The 12,771-nt window shown below is 56.6% G+C and carries 13 protein-coding genes; 2 read left to right on the top strand and 11 right to left on the bottom strand.

Annotated features, from left to right (window positions below; genetic code table 11):
* Nucleotides 1-153 precede the first annotated feature (153 nt).
* The 3 genes from purC to dapA all read right to left on the bottom strand — a co-directional run bounded on the left by purC (nucleotide 154) and on the right by dapA (nucleotide 2,935).
* Nucleotides 154-867, bottom strand: coding sequence for a phosphoribosylaminoimidazolesuccinocarboxamide synthase (purC, locus tag HA50_RS14315; protein ID WP_013510031.1), 714 nt, complete (start codon nucleotides 865-867; stop codon nucleotides 154-156).
* A gap of 143 nt (nucleotides 868-1,010) precedes the next feature.
* Nucleotides 1,011-2,042, bottom strand: a complete 1,032-nt coding sequence (bamC, locus tag HA50_RS14320; protein WP_084876262.1) for an outer membrane protein assembly factor BamC — start codon at nucleotides 2,040-2,042, stop codon at nucleotides 1,011-1,013.
* Nucleotides 2,043-2,056: 14 nt separating this feature from the next.
* Nucleotides 2,057-2,935, bottom strand: a complete 879-nt coding sequence (dapA, locus tag HA50_RS14325; protein ID WP_084876263.1) for a 4-hydroxy-tetrahydrodipicolinate synthase — start codon at nucleotides 2,933-2,935, stop codon at nucleotides 2,057-2,059.
* 143 nt (nucleotides 2,936-3,078) lie between these two features.
* Here dapA and HA50_RS14330 point away from each other — a divergent pair, with 143 nt between their 5' ends.
* Both HA50_RS14330 and bcp read left to right on the top strand, forming a co-directional pair.
* On the top strand, nucleotides 3,079-3,633 hold the full coding sequence (locus tag HA50_RS14330) for a glycine cleavage system transcriptional repressor (protein ID WP_084876264.1): 555 nt from the start codon (nucleotides 3,079-3,081) through the stop codon (nucleotides 3,631-3,633).
* A 145-nt stretch (nucleotides 3,634-3,778) separates the two neighbouring features.
* Nucleotides 3,779-4,246, top strand: coding sequence for a thioredoxin-dependent thiol peroxidase (gene bcp, locus HA50_RS14335; RefSeq protein ID WP_084876265.1), 468 nt, complete (start codon nucleotides 3,779-3,781; stop codon nucleotides 4,244-4,246).
* Nucleotides 4,247-4,279: 33 nt separating this feature from the next.
* Here bcp and HA50_RS14340 read toward each other — a convergent pair whose 3' ends face one another.
* From HA50_RS14340 to HA50_RS14375, 8 genes are all read right to left on the bottom strand, one after another.
* The gene (locus tag HA50_RS14340) at nucleotides 4,280-5,338 is read right to left on the bottom strand and encodes an AI-2E family transporter (RefSeq protein ID WP_084876266.1); all 1,059 of its coding nucleotides are present in this window, start codon (nucleotides 5,336-5,338) and stop codon (nucleotides 4,280-4,282) included.
* A gap of 70 nt (nucleotides 5,339-5,408) precedes the next feature.
* Nucleotides 5,409-7,001, bottom strand: coding sequence for a sensor domain-containing diguanylate cyclase (locus HA50_RS14345; RefSeq protein ID WP_084876267.1), 1,593 nt, complete (start codon nucleotides 6,999-7,001; stop codon nucleotides 5,409-5,411).
* Nucleotides 7,002-7,169: 168 nt separating this feature from the next.
* Complete coding sequence (locus tag HA50_RS14350; protein WP_420851472.1) at nucleotides 7,170-7,988, bottom strand: phosphodiesterase; 819 nt, start codon at nucleotides 7,986-7,988, stop codon at nucleotides 7,170-7,172.
* A 22-nt stretch (nucleotides 7,989-8,010) separates the two neighbouring features.
* The gene (locus HA50_RS14355; protein WP_084876269.1) at nucleotides 8,011-9,000 is read right to left on the bottom strand and encodes an ABC transporter ATP-binding protein; all 990 of its coding nucleotides are present in this window, start codon (nucleotides 8,998-9,000) and stop codon (nucleotides 8,011-8,013) included.
* Nucleotides 8,997-9,809 (bottom strand): ABC transporter permease, encoded by an 813-nt coding sequence (locus tag HA50_RS14360; RefSeq protein ID WP_084876270.1) that lies wholly within the window; start codon nucleotides 9,807-9,809, stop codon nucleotides 8,997-8,999. Before HA50_RS14360 ends, HA50_RS14355 begins: the two co-directional genes overlap by 4 nt.
* Nucleotides 9,806-10,672 carry an ABC transporter permease gene (locus HA50_RS14365; protein WP_084876271.1) on the bottom strand — a complete coding sequence of 289 codons (867 nt, stop codon included), beginning with the start codon at nucleotides 10,670-10,672 and terminating at the stop codon, nucleotides 9,806-9,808. Before HA50_RS14365 ends, HA50_RS14360 begins: the two co-directional genes overlap by 4 nt.
* A complete protein-coding gene (locus tag HA50_RS14370) occupies nucleotides 10,672-11,694 on the bottom strand; it encodes an ABC transporter substrate-binding protein (RefSeq protein ID WP_084876272.1) in 1,023 nt (340 codons plus the stop codon). Before HA50_RS14370 ends, HA50_RS14365 begins: the two co-directional genes overlap by 1 nt.
* Nucleotides 11,691-12,701, bottom strand: coding sequence for a LacI family DNA-binding transcriptional regulator (locus HA50_RS14375; protein ID WP_084876273.1), 1,011 nt, complete (start codon nucleotides 12,699-12,701; stop codon nucleotides 11,691-11,693). Before HA50_RS14375 ends, HA50_RS14370 begins: the two co-directional genes overlap by 4 nt.
* Between the last annotated feature and the right edge of the window lie 70 nt (nucleotides 12,702-12,771).

A 12,771-nucleotide genomic window follows, 5' to 3' on the forward strand; every position in this document is an offset into this window, starting at 1 on the left:
AGCAGCAGGAAGCACCAGCCCGTAGCGGCGCGATTTATCGCGCAATTCCTTTGCGATTTATCGCGCAATCCCTTTGCGATTTTAAACGCGGCACATAAAAAAACAGCGCGATAAATCGCGCCGTTACGGTATTTGCCGGTCTCTGACCAACAATTAATCCAGTTTCACACCCAGGCGGTGCGCCACTTCTTCATAGGCTTCGATCAGGCCACCGAGGCTCTGACGGAAACGGTCTTTGTCCATTTTGTCCATGGTTTCTTTGTCCCACAGACGCGCGCCGTCTGGCGAGAACTCATCGCCCAGCACCACTTCGCCTTTGAACAGACCAAACTCCAGCTTGAAGTCCACCAGGATCAGACCGGCGTCATCAAACATTTTGCTCAGCACGTCGTTGGCTTTGTAGGTCAGCTCACGCATACGCGCCAGATTCTCTTTACTCACCCAGCCGAAGGTTTCGCAGTAAGATTCGTTCACCATCGGGTCGTGTTTGGCGTCATCTTTCAGGAAGAGATCAAACAGCGGTGGATTGAGCAACATGCCCTCTTCCACACCCAGACGTTTTACCAGCGATCCTGCCGCACGGTTGCGCACCACGCACTCCACCGGCACCATCTCCAGCTTTTTCACCAGCGCTTCGTTATCCGACAGCAGCGCTTCCATCTGGGTCGGAATGCCCGCTTCCTGCAATTTGGTCATGATGAAATGGTTGAACTTGTTATTCACCATCCCTTTGCGATCAAACTGCTCGATTCGTGCACCGTCTCCTGCTGACGTATCGTTGCGGAATTCAAGTACCAGCAGATCCGGATTGTCGGTGCTGTATACGGTTTTCGCTTTACCGCGATACAACTCAGCTCGCTTTTGCATCTTGTTAACTCCAAACATGAAAGAACCCGTGTTCAGCAATGGTTACCCACTGCACGGCGGCAATACGCAATCGTTTACCTCGCCGGGCGCTATTATGCCAAAATCTCAAAAAAAAGGCCGGATATTCTCCGGCCTGAGGCAATTTATTTGTTGATTGCGCCCTGCATCACCGCCACCAGCGCATCATTCTGCGACTGAGTCAGCACGTGACCTTTAGGATCGATGAACTGCAGACTGCTGCGGTTATCGAGATCGCCGACCTGCAATTTGTAATCGCCGTTCGGTAAGCCCGGATCTTTGGCACCGATATCATCCCACGCGCCGCTACCCGGCTGTTTGTAGGTGACGTTCAGGCTACCCTGCGAGCGGTTGCTGTCGGTCACTTCCATACCTGCGCGTTTCAGCGCCGCTGGCAGACGCTGCCAGGTGAGGTTGAACGGTGAACGCAGAATCAACAGCGGCAGACCGGTGTCATCGGCACCGCTCTGGACGGCAATCTGTCCAACACCACGACCGGCTGCGGCATCCTGGCTGGCAGTATCGATCTTATCCATACCGGTGCTGATGTCGTTCAGCATCTGCGCGGTGTAGCGCTGGATTTGTACCGGTGCAGTCACGGTCTTGCCTGACTGTTGCAGTTCCAGCAGACGCACCGTCAGCACCTGCTGATAGCTCTGGTTCTGCACGCTGACCTGGTAACGACCACGATACTGATTGTCTTCATCCGCACGGTTCCACTGCACCCAATCGGTGGTCAGCTGTTGTCCGGCATCATCACGCTGGGCAATCGGGAATTTGTACGATTGCACCACGTTGACCACCTGCGGCCAGATGGAACCACGGCTGCTTTCCACCGCCAGCACACCGGTATTGCCGGTGAACTGGGCACGTGTACCGTTCATCAGTGCCAGCGGCTGGGCAGGCGGACGAATATCCAGCTCTTTACCCACTGCGCCTTTGGCGACCGCGTGCGGCACGTCGTAATCACCATTCTGCAGAGGCAGAATCATCCCCGCCGGGGCTTTTAAATCATGCAGTTCAGGCGCCTGCAGGTAAGATTCATCACCGCTGACCTGGCGCTTATAACGCTGATCGCTGGAACAAGCTGACAGCAGCATCAGGGTGGAAAGACCCACCACCGTTGCCAGCGTCGAGCGCTTAACTGAATAACTCATTGATTCTCCCTAAATTATCGCAGACCCGCTTTGATCAATGCCTGCGCCGTTTTGGCCTGACCGGCTTCGGTCAGCGGCGTCATTGGCAAACGCAGCGTGTCATCCGCGATTAATCCTAGTTGTTTCGCGGCCCATTTCACCGGGATAGGATTGGGTTCACAGAAAAGCGTCTGGTGCAGGTGCATCAGACGCTGATTCAGGCGACGCGCTTCGGCAAAGTTGCCCTGCTGCGCCAGCGCGCACAGTTCAACCATTTCACGTGCCGCAATGTTGGCCGTGACCGAAATAACGCCTTTGCCGCCCAGTTGCATGAAGTCCAGTGCAGTGCCGTCATCGCCACTCACCAGAATGAATTCATCATCAACCAGCTCTTGGATCTGACTAACCCGCGATAAGTTCCCGGTTGCCTCTTTGATTCCGATAATATTTTTGATTTCGGCCAGACGAGCAACCGTCTCCGGCAGCATGTCGCAACCGGTACGGGAAGGGACGTTGTACAGCATCTGCGGCAGATCAGTACTTTCGGCAATCGCTTTGAAATGCTGGAACAGGCCTTCCTGGGTCGGACGGTTATAGTAAGGCGTCACCGTCAGGCAGCCTACCACACCGGTGCCGGTGAAGCGTTTGGTGAGGGAAATCCCCTCGGCGGTGGCATTCGCGCCGGTTCCGGCAATCACCGGGATGCGGCCATCGGCCAGTTCGAGGGTCATCATCACCACTTCGCCATGTTCTTCATGGCTGAGGGTGGCAGATTCGCCGGTGGTGCCAACAGAAACAATCGCCGCGGTGCCGCTGGCGACATGATAATCAATCAGTTTTTTCAAACTCGCGCGGCAGACATTACCTTTGTCATTCATTGGCGTAACGAGCGCAACAATACTTCCGGTGAACATGGGCGATCCCCTCGACATACAAGTGCCTCATGGTACGTTTTACGCCGAGGGAAAAGCAAGCGAGCCACGCCATTCAAGCGCTTGTCAGCAGTTTTTTTTATGTTTACCTTATGGTTATTAGCGAACACACAGGAAATGTCATTTTGTCGCAGCCACAGCCTCACCACCTGGTGATCACCGCGTTGGGCGTTGATCGTCCCGGTATCGTGAATACCATCACCCGCCATGTCAGCAGCTGCGGCTGCAATATCGAAGACAGTCGTCTGGCGATGCTCGGTGATGAATTCACCTTTATTATGCTGCTCTCCGGAAGCTGGAATGCCATCACCCTGATTGAATCCACTCTGCCGATGAAAGGCGCGGAGCTGGAATTGCTGATTGTGATGAAGCGCACCAATGCGCGCATCACCCCGCCGATGCCCGCCACCGTCTGGGTGCAGGTAGAAGTACCGGATTCACCGCATATCATTGAGCGCTTCACCGATTTGTTTGATAAGCATCAGATGAATATCGCCGAGCTGGTTTCGCGTATTCAACCCGCGCAGGATGGCGTGCCACCCACGCTGTATATTCAGATGACCGCGCACAGCGTTGAAGGTGCCAGCATCGAACCGGCGTTTAATCAACTCTGTCAGGAACTGCACGCCCAGGGTACGATTCGTCTGTACAGCGCTGCCAGCACCCCTGCCGGGCACTGATCAGGCCTCCGGGTTATTTCGTCACACACTCTGCCCAAACGGGTAAACAGTGTGCGGAAATAACCCTGACGGTAAACTCCACCTGGCACTTTTGGTCCTGATGGTGTATTACCCACAGCATGAAAGAAAAAAATGGAGAGTTGTGATGAATCCACTGAAAGCCGGTGATACCGCACCGAAATTTAGCTTGCCCGATCAGGATGGCGAACAAGTAAATTTGGCCGACTTCCAGGGACAGCGCGTTCTGGTCTATTTCTATCCGAAAGCCATGACCCCAGGTTGCACCGTGCAGGCCTGTGGTCTGCGCGACAACATGGATGATCTGAAAAAAGTCGGCGTAGAAGTGCTGGGCATCAGCACTGACAAACCAGAAAAGCTGTCACGTTTTGCCGAAAAAGAGATGCTGAACTTCACGCTGCTGTCTGATGAAGATCATCAGGTGTGCGAGCAGTTTGGCGTCTGGGGAGAGAAATCCTTTATGGGGAAAACCTATGACGGCATTCACCGCATCAGCTTCCTGATCGCTGGTGATGGCAAGGTGGAGAAGGTGTTTGACGACTTCAAAACGTCGAACCACCACGACATCGTGCTGGATTACCTGCAGTCAGCCTGATACTCACGGGTGCGCCATGCGCACCCGTTTTATTTAGCTTACGATCGTCTCTTCCGGCCAGGCGCGCACCACGGCTTTGATTAATGTCGCCAGTGGGATGGCAAAGAACACGCCCCAGAAGCCCCACAACCCACCGAAAATCACCACCGATAAAATGATCACCAGCGGATGCAGGTTGACCGCCTCGGAGAACAGAATCGGGACCAGTATGTTGCCATCCAGCCCCTGAACCACCAGATACACCACAAACATGGTCCAGAAATCGCTGCCCAGTCCCCACTGGAACAGGCCGACGCCAATCACCGGAATGGTCACCAGCATCGCCCCGATATAGGGGATCAATACGGAAATCCCCACCAGCACGGCCAGCAGCAACGCGTAATTAAGGCCGAGCAACACAAATGCCAGCCAGCTCACCACGCCCACCGCCAGCATTTCCAGCACTTTGCCGCGAATGTAGTTGGTGATTTGCTGATTCATCTCCTGCCACACGATGCCCGCCAGACCACGATTACGTGGTAATACGCGACGTACCGCATTGAGCATCTGCTCTTTGTCTTTCAGCAGGAAAAACACCATCAGCGGCACCAGCACCAGATAAATCATCAGCGTCATCAACCCGACCAGCGACGCCAGCGAATATTTCACCAGCGAATCACCCAGCCCGGTAAGGCGACTGCGCAGGTTCTCGACCACGATATCGATGATGCCGGCATCCACCAGCGCCGGGTAACGTTTCGGCAGCCCGGCGGCAAACTGGTAGAGTTTGTTCAGCATGTTGGGGAGGTCGTGGGTCAGGTTGATACTTTGCTGCCACGCCACGGGCACGACAATCAATCCCATCACCAGCACGATGCTACCGAACAGCACCAGCACAATGCTGGTAGCCCAGGTGCGGCTACAGCCGACCCGTTGCAGGCGCACAGTGGGCCACTCCAGCAGGTAAGCCAGTACCACGGCCACCAGCAGCGGGGCCAGCAGGCCACTGAAGAAGAACAGGATGCAGAACGCCGCCAGCAGAATCACCACCAGGCCAATCGCCTCGGGATCACTGAAACGACGTCTGTACCATTGAATAAGCAGAGCCAGCATAACTTTCGTTGCCTGAGGTCAAACGGGATGACGATTGTACTGAAATTCCGGCTGATGAACAGGCTACTGTTTAACGAGTGATACTGCTGACCAGCGCGTCCTGTCCGGCAATCATAACGCAGTTACGTCCGGCGTTCTTCGCCTGATATAAAGCCGCATCGGCCTGTTTCAGGCTCTGCTCCTGGGTGCCATTTTCCGGCTGCCACAGGGCAATGCCGACAGAAATGGTGATGTTGCCGACCGTTTCGATCCTGCTGTCAGCAATATTGTTGCGTAACCGCTCGGCAATAATCCGCGCTTCTTCGGCCGTGGTGCCGGGCAGCAACATCAGAAACTCTTCGCCGCCGTTGCGGCACACCACGTCAGTGGCGCGCGCACTGTGGCTCAGGGCCTGGGCGATTTTTTTGATCACTTCATCGCCCACATCATGACCAAAGTTATCATTCACGCGTTTGAAATGGTCGATATCCAGTGCCAGCACCGCAAACGGCTGGCGCATGGCATTGAAATAATCCAGCACCGCGCTCAGGCCACGCCGGTTCAGCAGGTTGGTCAGCGGATCGGTCTGCACTTCAGACTTCAGCCGACCAATTTTGTCCTGCACCAGATTGATACCGGTCAGCATCGCGCGTTTGACCTGCGCGGCTTCAAAGTACCAGGCACGAATGCCGCCAATCTCACCCGACACGCTTTGGGCATCCATCTGGCTGGCCTTACGCGCCAGCTGCCACAATGGCAGCGCGATCAGACGCGCCAGAATCACCGCCACCAGCAGCGTTAACAAGGCAAAGGGCACCGAGTTTTTCAACACTTTCAACAGCAATCCTGAGAGCGGAGCCAGGGTGACATCGGTAGGTTTCAGCGCCACTACCATCCAGCCAGTGGTCGGCACAATCGCGTAACCGGCCAGTTTCGCCGTTCCTTCCTCAGTCAGTTGCAGTGAACCATTGGTTTGCTCCTGACGCTGACTGTCGCTGATGATGCCCGGCACGCTTTTACCAATCAGCTGGTTGTTCTGGTGATACAGCACCTGGTTATTGCGATCCAGCACGTAAACATGGGTGCCATCACGATAATATTGCTCGCCCAGCAGCTCGTTCAGAATGCTTTTCTTCTTCAGATAAATAGTGCCGCCGACATAACCCAGGTAGCGACCTTCTTTGCTCCAGATCGGCCAGGAGACAAACACCAGCAGGTTATTGGCGGCAGAAAGGGTCGGTTTGCTGACCATCGGCTGGCGCTTTGCCAGCGCTTCGCGTGAGGCCTGGCTGGTGAGCTTCATGCCTTTCAGCATCAGCGATTCCGGCGAGATGGCTATCACCACGCCATCGGTGTTCACCACCGCCACTGAGTTGAAGCTGCTGGTCTGTTCGCGCAGGCGATTCACTTCCTGCTGCGCCAGTTCGGTATTGTCGAAATCTTTGCCCAGTTGGGTCGCGCTGTAGTGCAGCTGAGATTGTGCCAGCTGAAAGAAAACTTCGGTGGTGGCGGCCAGTTTGGTGGCATAAGCGCGGTTGGCTTCGAGGGTACTCTCGATCAGGACCATGCGTTGCACACGCCATGTTGCGTATAGGGCGTTAGCCAGCGTGATAACAATACTGGTGATCGCCAGCAGCGTGATCAGCGTGCGCAGATCGGTTTTTGGCCGGATGCGCATTAACATGGTGGTTCCACCATGATGAGTCTGTTCATAATTCGAGTGCCTGACAGTATTGTTATTGTTGGTGGTACATACCCTGGTGAGGTAACAGAGGATTGTACACCCGCAACTCAATTTGAGCACGAAGCATCCTGTCGGCACACGATTTCTTTTGCTTATATCTGGCGCTAATTAGTCGATTAAGCCGTTAATATCGTAAAACGGAAAAGGCCCTGGATAATCACCAATGGCACACAGATGCGTCGTCATTCCCTGCTGTGGATGCCAGCGATGCAGTAGAAAACCCGGCGGTTCCAGCACAAAGTTGGCCGGGCCATCTGCGGACAAATCAAACGCCACCTGATGCGATACCCCCGGAGCCGTGCAGGCCAGGGTACCCGCGAAACGCGCCTGAATCGATCGGTGCAGATGGCCGCTGAGCACGCGTTCTACCTGCGGATGCTGGCGAATCACTGCCGCCAGTGCGTCAGGGTTGCGCAGTGGTTGTTTATCCATATGGCCGATGCCGGTAATAAAAGGCGGATGATGCAGCATCACCAGGGTTGGCGTGTCGGGTGCGTTTTTCAACTGCTCGTCCAGCCATAGCAGCTGCGCTTCATCAACATACCCCCACGGCTGCTGCGGCACGCTGGAATCCAGCGCCAGCAGTTGCACACCGTTAACACGGGTTTGCCAGTTGAGGGTTTCCCCACGTTGCAGATACCTGTGTTCCGGGAAGGCCGCGCGTAATGCCTGGCGGTCATCATGATTGCCCGGCATCAGAAGGTAAGGCAGTTGCAGCCCTTGCAGCGCCTGACGCAGAGTTTGATACTCTTCCGGCAAGCCAAAATCGACCAAATCGCCGGTAATCACCACCACATCCGGGCGTGGGCGCAGCTGATTCAGCGTATCAATCACCCGCAACAATGCCGCCTGGGTATCCACTTTTTTATACGACAGGCGACCCTGCGCCTTGATATGTAAATCGCTGATTTGCGCAATCAGCGTCATGACTTCAGACAATCTTTATTCCTCAGGAAGCAGAAAATTGGAGGGCGGCGTCCTGCGCCAGCGACCAGCTCACCGGTTGCCCGGCATGCCAGGCTTCGCGTGCATGACGATCAACCTGAATCGGTGCGGCCAGACCAATATCGATCACCAGCCGCTGTGACGCGCCAAGGAAGGTACTGGCGACGACAAAACCCTGGCGCGTATAACGGTTATCACTCGCCAGCAGCACATCTTCCGGGCGGCAAAAACGCTGGGGATTACCACGCGCATCCACATCAACGCAGTTAATCGCCCCGACAAAATCAGCCACGAACTTCGAAGCCGGATGCTGATAAATGCGCTGCGGCGTATCGATTTGCACCAGCCGCCCGTGTTCCATCACCGCAATCCGATCGCCAAGCGCCATCGCTTCCTGCTGATCGTGGGTGACGTACACCGCGGTGATCGCCAGCTGCTTCAGCAGCGCCCCGATCTCCAGACGCAGACGGTCACGCAGACGGGCATCCAGCGCCGCCAGCGGCTCGTCAAACAGCAAGACTTTCGGGCGAGCCGCCAGCGCACGGGCCAACGCCACGCGTTGCTTCTGCCCGCCAGAGAGTTTGTCGATACTGCGCTGTGCCAGCGCGCTGAGGTCCACCAGCGCCAGCATCTCTTTCACCCGCGCCTCCCGCTCCGCACGCGGCACGCCCTGCACTTTCAGGCCGTAAGCCACGTTGTCGGCCACGTTCAGATTGGGAAACAGCGCGTAGTTCTGGAACACCATGCCGACATTGCGTTTTTCAATCGGCAAATCGGTGACGTTGCGCCCGTCAAACCACACTTCGCCACCGGCATCGCAGCTCTCCAGCCCGCTGATAATGCGCAGCGTGGTGGTTTTACCGCAGCCCGAAGGGCCAAGCAGCACCAGGGTTTCTCCGGCATTCACCGTCAGATCGAGAGGATGCAGCGCCAGGTGGTGGTGAAAGCGACGCGAGCAGTTCCGCAGCGTCACGGTTACGGCAGCGTTGTTCATGCCGGTTCCTTATGTTGGCGCGCAACTGCGCGGTTAAGCCATTGATTGAGCGCATTCAGCAGCAGCAACAACGGCAGAATCATCAGAATAAAAATCAGGGTATAGGCCGAACCCACTTCCAGCCGCATTGAGGCATAGCTATCGGCCAGGCCCACTGGCAAGGTTTTGGTCAGCGGCGTGTGCAACATCCAGGTGATGTTGAACTCCCCCACCGATAAAGTGATGACCATAAACGCCCCGGCAAGAATGCCGTTGCGGCAATTGGGTACCACCACGGTGAAGAAGCGCTGCCAGAACCCGGCACCGAGGCTGGCGGAGGCTTCTTCCAGGCGCGGCATATCCACCGCCTGCATCACCGCCAGCACCGGGCGCATCATAAATGGCAGCGTAAAGAGTACGTGACCGATCAGGATAAACAGCCAGCTGTCGCGCAGGCTGGAAAACTGACCATATAACAGGATGATACCGAGCGCAGTGGCTAAGCCCGGCAGCGCCACCGGCAGCATCAGGCATTCTTCAATGCGTGCCGCCCAGCGGCCCGGTGCTTTCAGCAATCCCCAGGCGGCAGGCACACCGATCACCAGCGTGACCAGCAGACAGCACAGCGCAATCAGTAACGACAGCCAGAAGGTGTCGGCGTACATCTGCCACACCTGCTCCACCCACTTCAGCGTCAGTCCGCTGCGCAGGCCAATAAAATAGTTGTTGGTCACCCCGGCCAGCATCGACAGCACCACCGGCACCAGCATAAACAGCGCGGTGAGCGTGGTGATCAGCAGTTGCAGGGTAAAGAGTCCACGACGATTCATACCGCCTCCTTCGTCGAACGATGCGCCAGACGACGTGCCAGCATCAGTGCCAGCCAGGCAACGCCCCCCATCACCACCGACAACGCTGCGGCGGTGGCAAAGTTGGCGTAGTTAGTGAATTCGCCATAAATGGTCAGCGGCAACACCGCTAAATCGGTACCGAGCGTAAAGGCGGTACCAAACGCCCCCATACTGGTGGCAAAGCACAGCGCGCCAGTGGAGAGCAGCGCTGGTTGCAGTCCGGGGACGATCACATCCCAGGTGATGCGCCATTGACTGGCACCGAGCGAACGCGCGGCTTCTTCCAGCGAACGATCGAGTTTTTCACTGGCCGCCACCAGCGTGACGATGGCGCGTGGCAGTGAAAAGTAGAGATAACCGATAAACAATCCGACCAGCGAATAGGCCAGCGTCCAGCGCTCATGCACCAGGCTCATACTGATCTGTGCCAGCAACCCCTGGCGGCCCGCCAGCATCACCACCAGAAAGCCCACCACCACACCGGGAAACGCCAGCGGGAAGGTCAGTAACGCCAGCAGGATGCCGCGACCGGCAAAGCGCTGACGCGCCAGAAAGCAACCAACACTGGCGGCGATTAACAACGTCACCAGCGTCACCGCCAGCGACAACAGCACGGTATTCAGCAGGCTGACTAAATATTGCGGCTGGCTGATTACCGTCCAGTAACCGCTGTGCTGAGTGGTGCGGTCAGCCTGCATGCCGATTTGCAGCAAGCGGGCAAACGGCAGCAGCCAGAACGCACAGAAGAACAACAGCGCGGGCAGCGTCAGCCACAGCCAGCGGCTGCCCGGCCATTTACGCGTCTGGCGGCACGAGGCCGCCAGGATGTCGGACTGCGACATTAATGGATCTCACTCAGATAACGGGCAGAGAAGGCTTTCTGCGCATCGGCCATCTGCTGGTAATCAACCGTTTTGGCACGCGCGTAATCGCTGTCCGGCAGGAAGTATTTCTTCGCTTCAGGCGACATGGCAGAAGTACGTACCGGGCGCAGGAAAGCGTTGGCCCAGATGGCCTGCCCTTTGTCCGACAGCACGTAATCGATCACTTTCTTGCCGTTAGCTTCATGCGGCGCGTTCTTCACCAGGCTGATGACATACGGCACGGTGACGGTGCCCTCTTTCGGGATCACAAAGGCCACATTGGCATGGTCTTTATATTTGGCGCGATAGGCGTTGAAGTCGTAATCGAGCAGAATCGGGATCTCGCCGGAGAGCAGACGCGCATAGGCGGTTTGTTTCGGCACAATCGGCTGATTCGCCTGCAATTTTTTGAACCAGTCCAGACCCGGCGTAAAGTCGTGCATGTTGCCGCCCAGTGCCTGGTTTACCGCCACTGCCGCTACATAGCCAACAAAGGCGCTGGCCGGATCGAGGTAGCCGATCATGCCTTTGTATTCCGGCTTCAGCAGGTCATTCCAGGATTGCGGGATCGGCGCGCCACCCAGTGCATCCACGTTGACCATAAAGCCCATGGTGCCCGAATGCAGCGCGACCCATTTACCGTTAGGATCTTTCATGCCCGCCGGGATCTCATCCCAGTGTTTGGGTTTATAGCTGGCGATGACACCGGCGCTGTCTGCCTGGATACCAAAGCTGACACCGTAATACACCACATCCGCCACCGGGTTAGCCTGTTCAGCCACCATCTGTGCCAGCGCCTGGCCGGAGTTTTTGTTGTCCTGCGGCACCTGAATGCCGGTGTCTTTGGCGATAGCTTTGAGCTGCGTGCCCCAGTCAGCCCATTCCGGTGGGCAGTTGTAGCAAATGGCGGTTTCTGCCGCCTGCGTCTGCGCGCTGAGTAGCGAACCGAGCGTCAGGGCCAGCGCCCCGGCAATGATTTTGACTTTTTTATGCAATTTCATGATGGTTCCCTGGTGTTGGCAATAAAGGAAAAAACCGGTGCCGCCACGCTTTCACCTGGCCGCAGTCGATGTGCCAGTACGCGTGTGCCGCGGCTGGCCTGTTGTAAAAGCATCTCAATGGCGCAGGAACCCAGCCGATCGCCAGGCTGCGCCACGCTTGCCAGTGAGGGGGCAATTTGTTCACCGATATCGATGCCATCAAATCCCATCACTGAAAGTTGTTGTGGAATGCGTACTCCGGCGCGCTGGGCGTCACCAATCAGGCTGATCGCCAGCAGATCATTGGTGCAAATTACCGCCGTCAGCGCCGACTCGCCCTGCAACCAGGGTTGCAGCAGCGCGAAATCGGAATGGGTGTGGCTGGGCATTTCAATCACCGGCAGGGCCGCCTGCTGCATGGCGTCGCAATAGCCCTGATAACGCAGACGGGCGCGATCGGATTGCAGCATCGGTCCGGCAATCATGCCGATATGCCGGTGCCCGAGTTGCAGCAGATGATCGGTGGCTTCACGCATCGCCTGGCGGTTATCAACGCAAACCGCAGGCCAGTCGCTGTGCTGCGGCACGTTATGCGCCAGCACAAACGGCATTTGCGCCTCATGCAGGGTATGCAGCACCGCGCTGTTGTCTGCATCGGCCACGGTTAACACCAGTCCCGCCACCCGCTGGCGCAGCATATGTTCAACAATCGCCGCTTCGCGTTCGGGCTGATAATCACTGGTCGCCACCAGCAGGCCAAACCCGGCCTGACGCGCTTCACGCTCCATCGCCTGCAACTGTTGCGAGAAAATCGGGTTAAGCAGAGAAGGCAGCAGCACCCCGAGGGTCGTCGAGTTTTGTGTGCGTAACTGGCGGGCGATGTGGTTGGGGCGAAAACCCAGTTGCTCCGATGCCGCCAGCACCTTATTTAAGGTATCCGGCCGCAGCAGATGGGGATCAGAGAAGGCACGAGCTGCTGTTGCGCGCGAGACGCCAGCCAGCTTTGCCACACTCAGTAAATCGGACATATTCGCCTCGTTAGTCACCAATGAGATCGATCTCATTGGCGCTTAACTTAATGGCGAACTGTGACAGCCA

Source organism: Pantoea cypripedii, assembly GCF_002095535.1.
GTDB lineage: Bacteria > Pseudomonadota > Gammaproteobacteria > Enterobacterales > Enterobacteriaceae > Pantoea > Pantoea cypripedii.

Excerpts from the sequence above, each read along its gene's own strand:
- HA50_RS14355 (WP_084876269.1), bottom strand. The coding sequence starts at position 9,000 with ATGAACAACGCTGCCGTAACCGTGACGCTGCGGAACTGCTCGCGTCGC.
- HA50_RS14375 (WP_084876273.1), bottom strand. The coding sequence starts at position 12,701 with ATGTCCGATTTACTGAGTGTGGCAAAGCTGGCTGGCGTCTCGCGCGCA.
- HA50_RS14345 (WP_084876267.1), bottom strand. The coding sequence starts at position 7,001 with ATGTTAATGCGCATCCGGCCAAAAACCGATCTGCGCACGCTGATCACG.
- HA50_RS14340 (WP_084876266.1), bottom strand. The coding sequence starts at position 5,338 with ATGCTGGCTCTGCTTATTCAATGGTACAGACGTCGTTTCAGTGATCCC.
- HA50_RS14370 (WP_084876272.1), bottom strand. The coding sequence starts at position 11,694 with ATGAAATTGCATAAAAAAGTCAAAATCATTGCCGGGGCGCTGGCCCTG.
- HA50_RS14365 (WP_084876271.1), bottom strand. The coding sequence starts at position 10,672 with ATGTCGCAGTCCGACATCCTGGCGGCCTCGTGCCGCCAGACGCGTAAA.
- bamC (WP_084876262.1), bottom strand. The coding sequence starts at position 2,042 with ATGAGTTATTCAGTTAAGCGCTCGACGCTGGCAACGGTGGTGGGTCTT.
- dapA (WP_084876263.1), bottom strand. The coding sequence starts at position 2,935 with ATGTTCACCGGAAGTATTGTTGCGCTCGTTACGCCAATGAATGACAAA.
- HA50_RS14360 (WP_084876270.1), bottom strand. The coding sequence starts at position 9,809 with ATGAATCGTCGTGGACTCTTTACCCTGCAACTGCTGATCACCACGCTC.
- HA50_RS14350 (WP_420851472.1), bottom strand. The coding sequence starts at position 7,988 with ATGACGCTGATTGCGCAAATCAGCGATTTACATATCAAGGCGCAGGGT.
- bcp (WP_084876265.1), top strand. The coding sequence starts at position 3,779 with ATGAATCCACTGAAAGCCGGTGATACCGCACCGAAATTTAGCTTGCCC.
- purC (WP_013510031.1), bottom strand. The coding sequence starts at position 867 with ATGCAAAAGCGAGCTGAGTTGTATCGCGGTAAAGCGAAAACCGTATAC.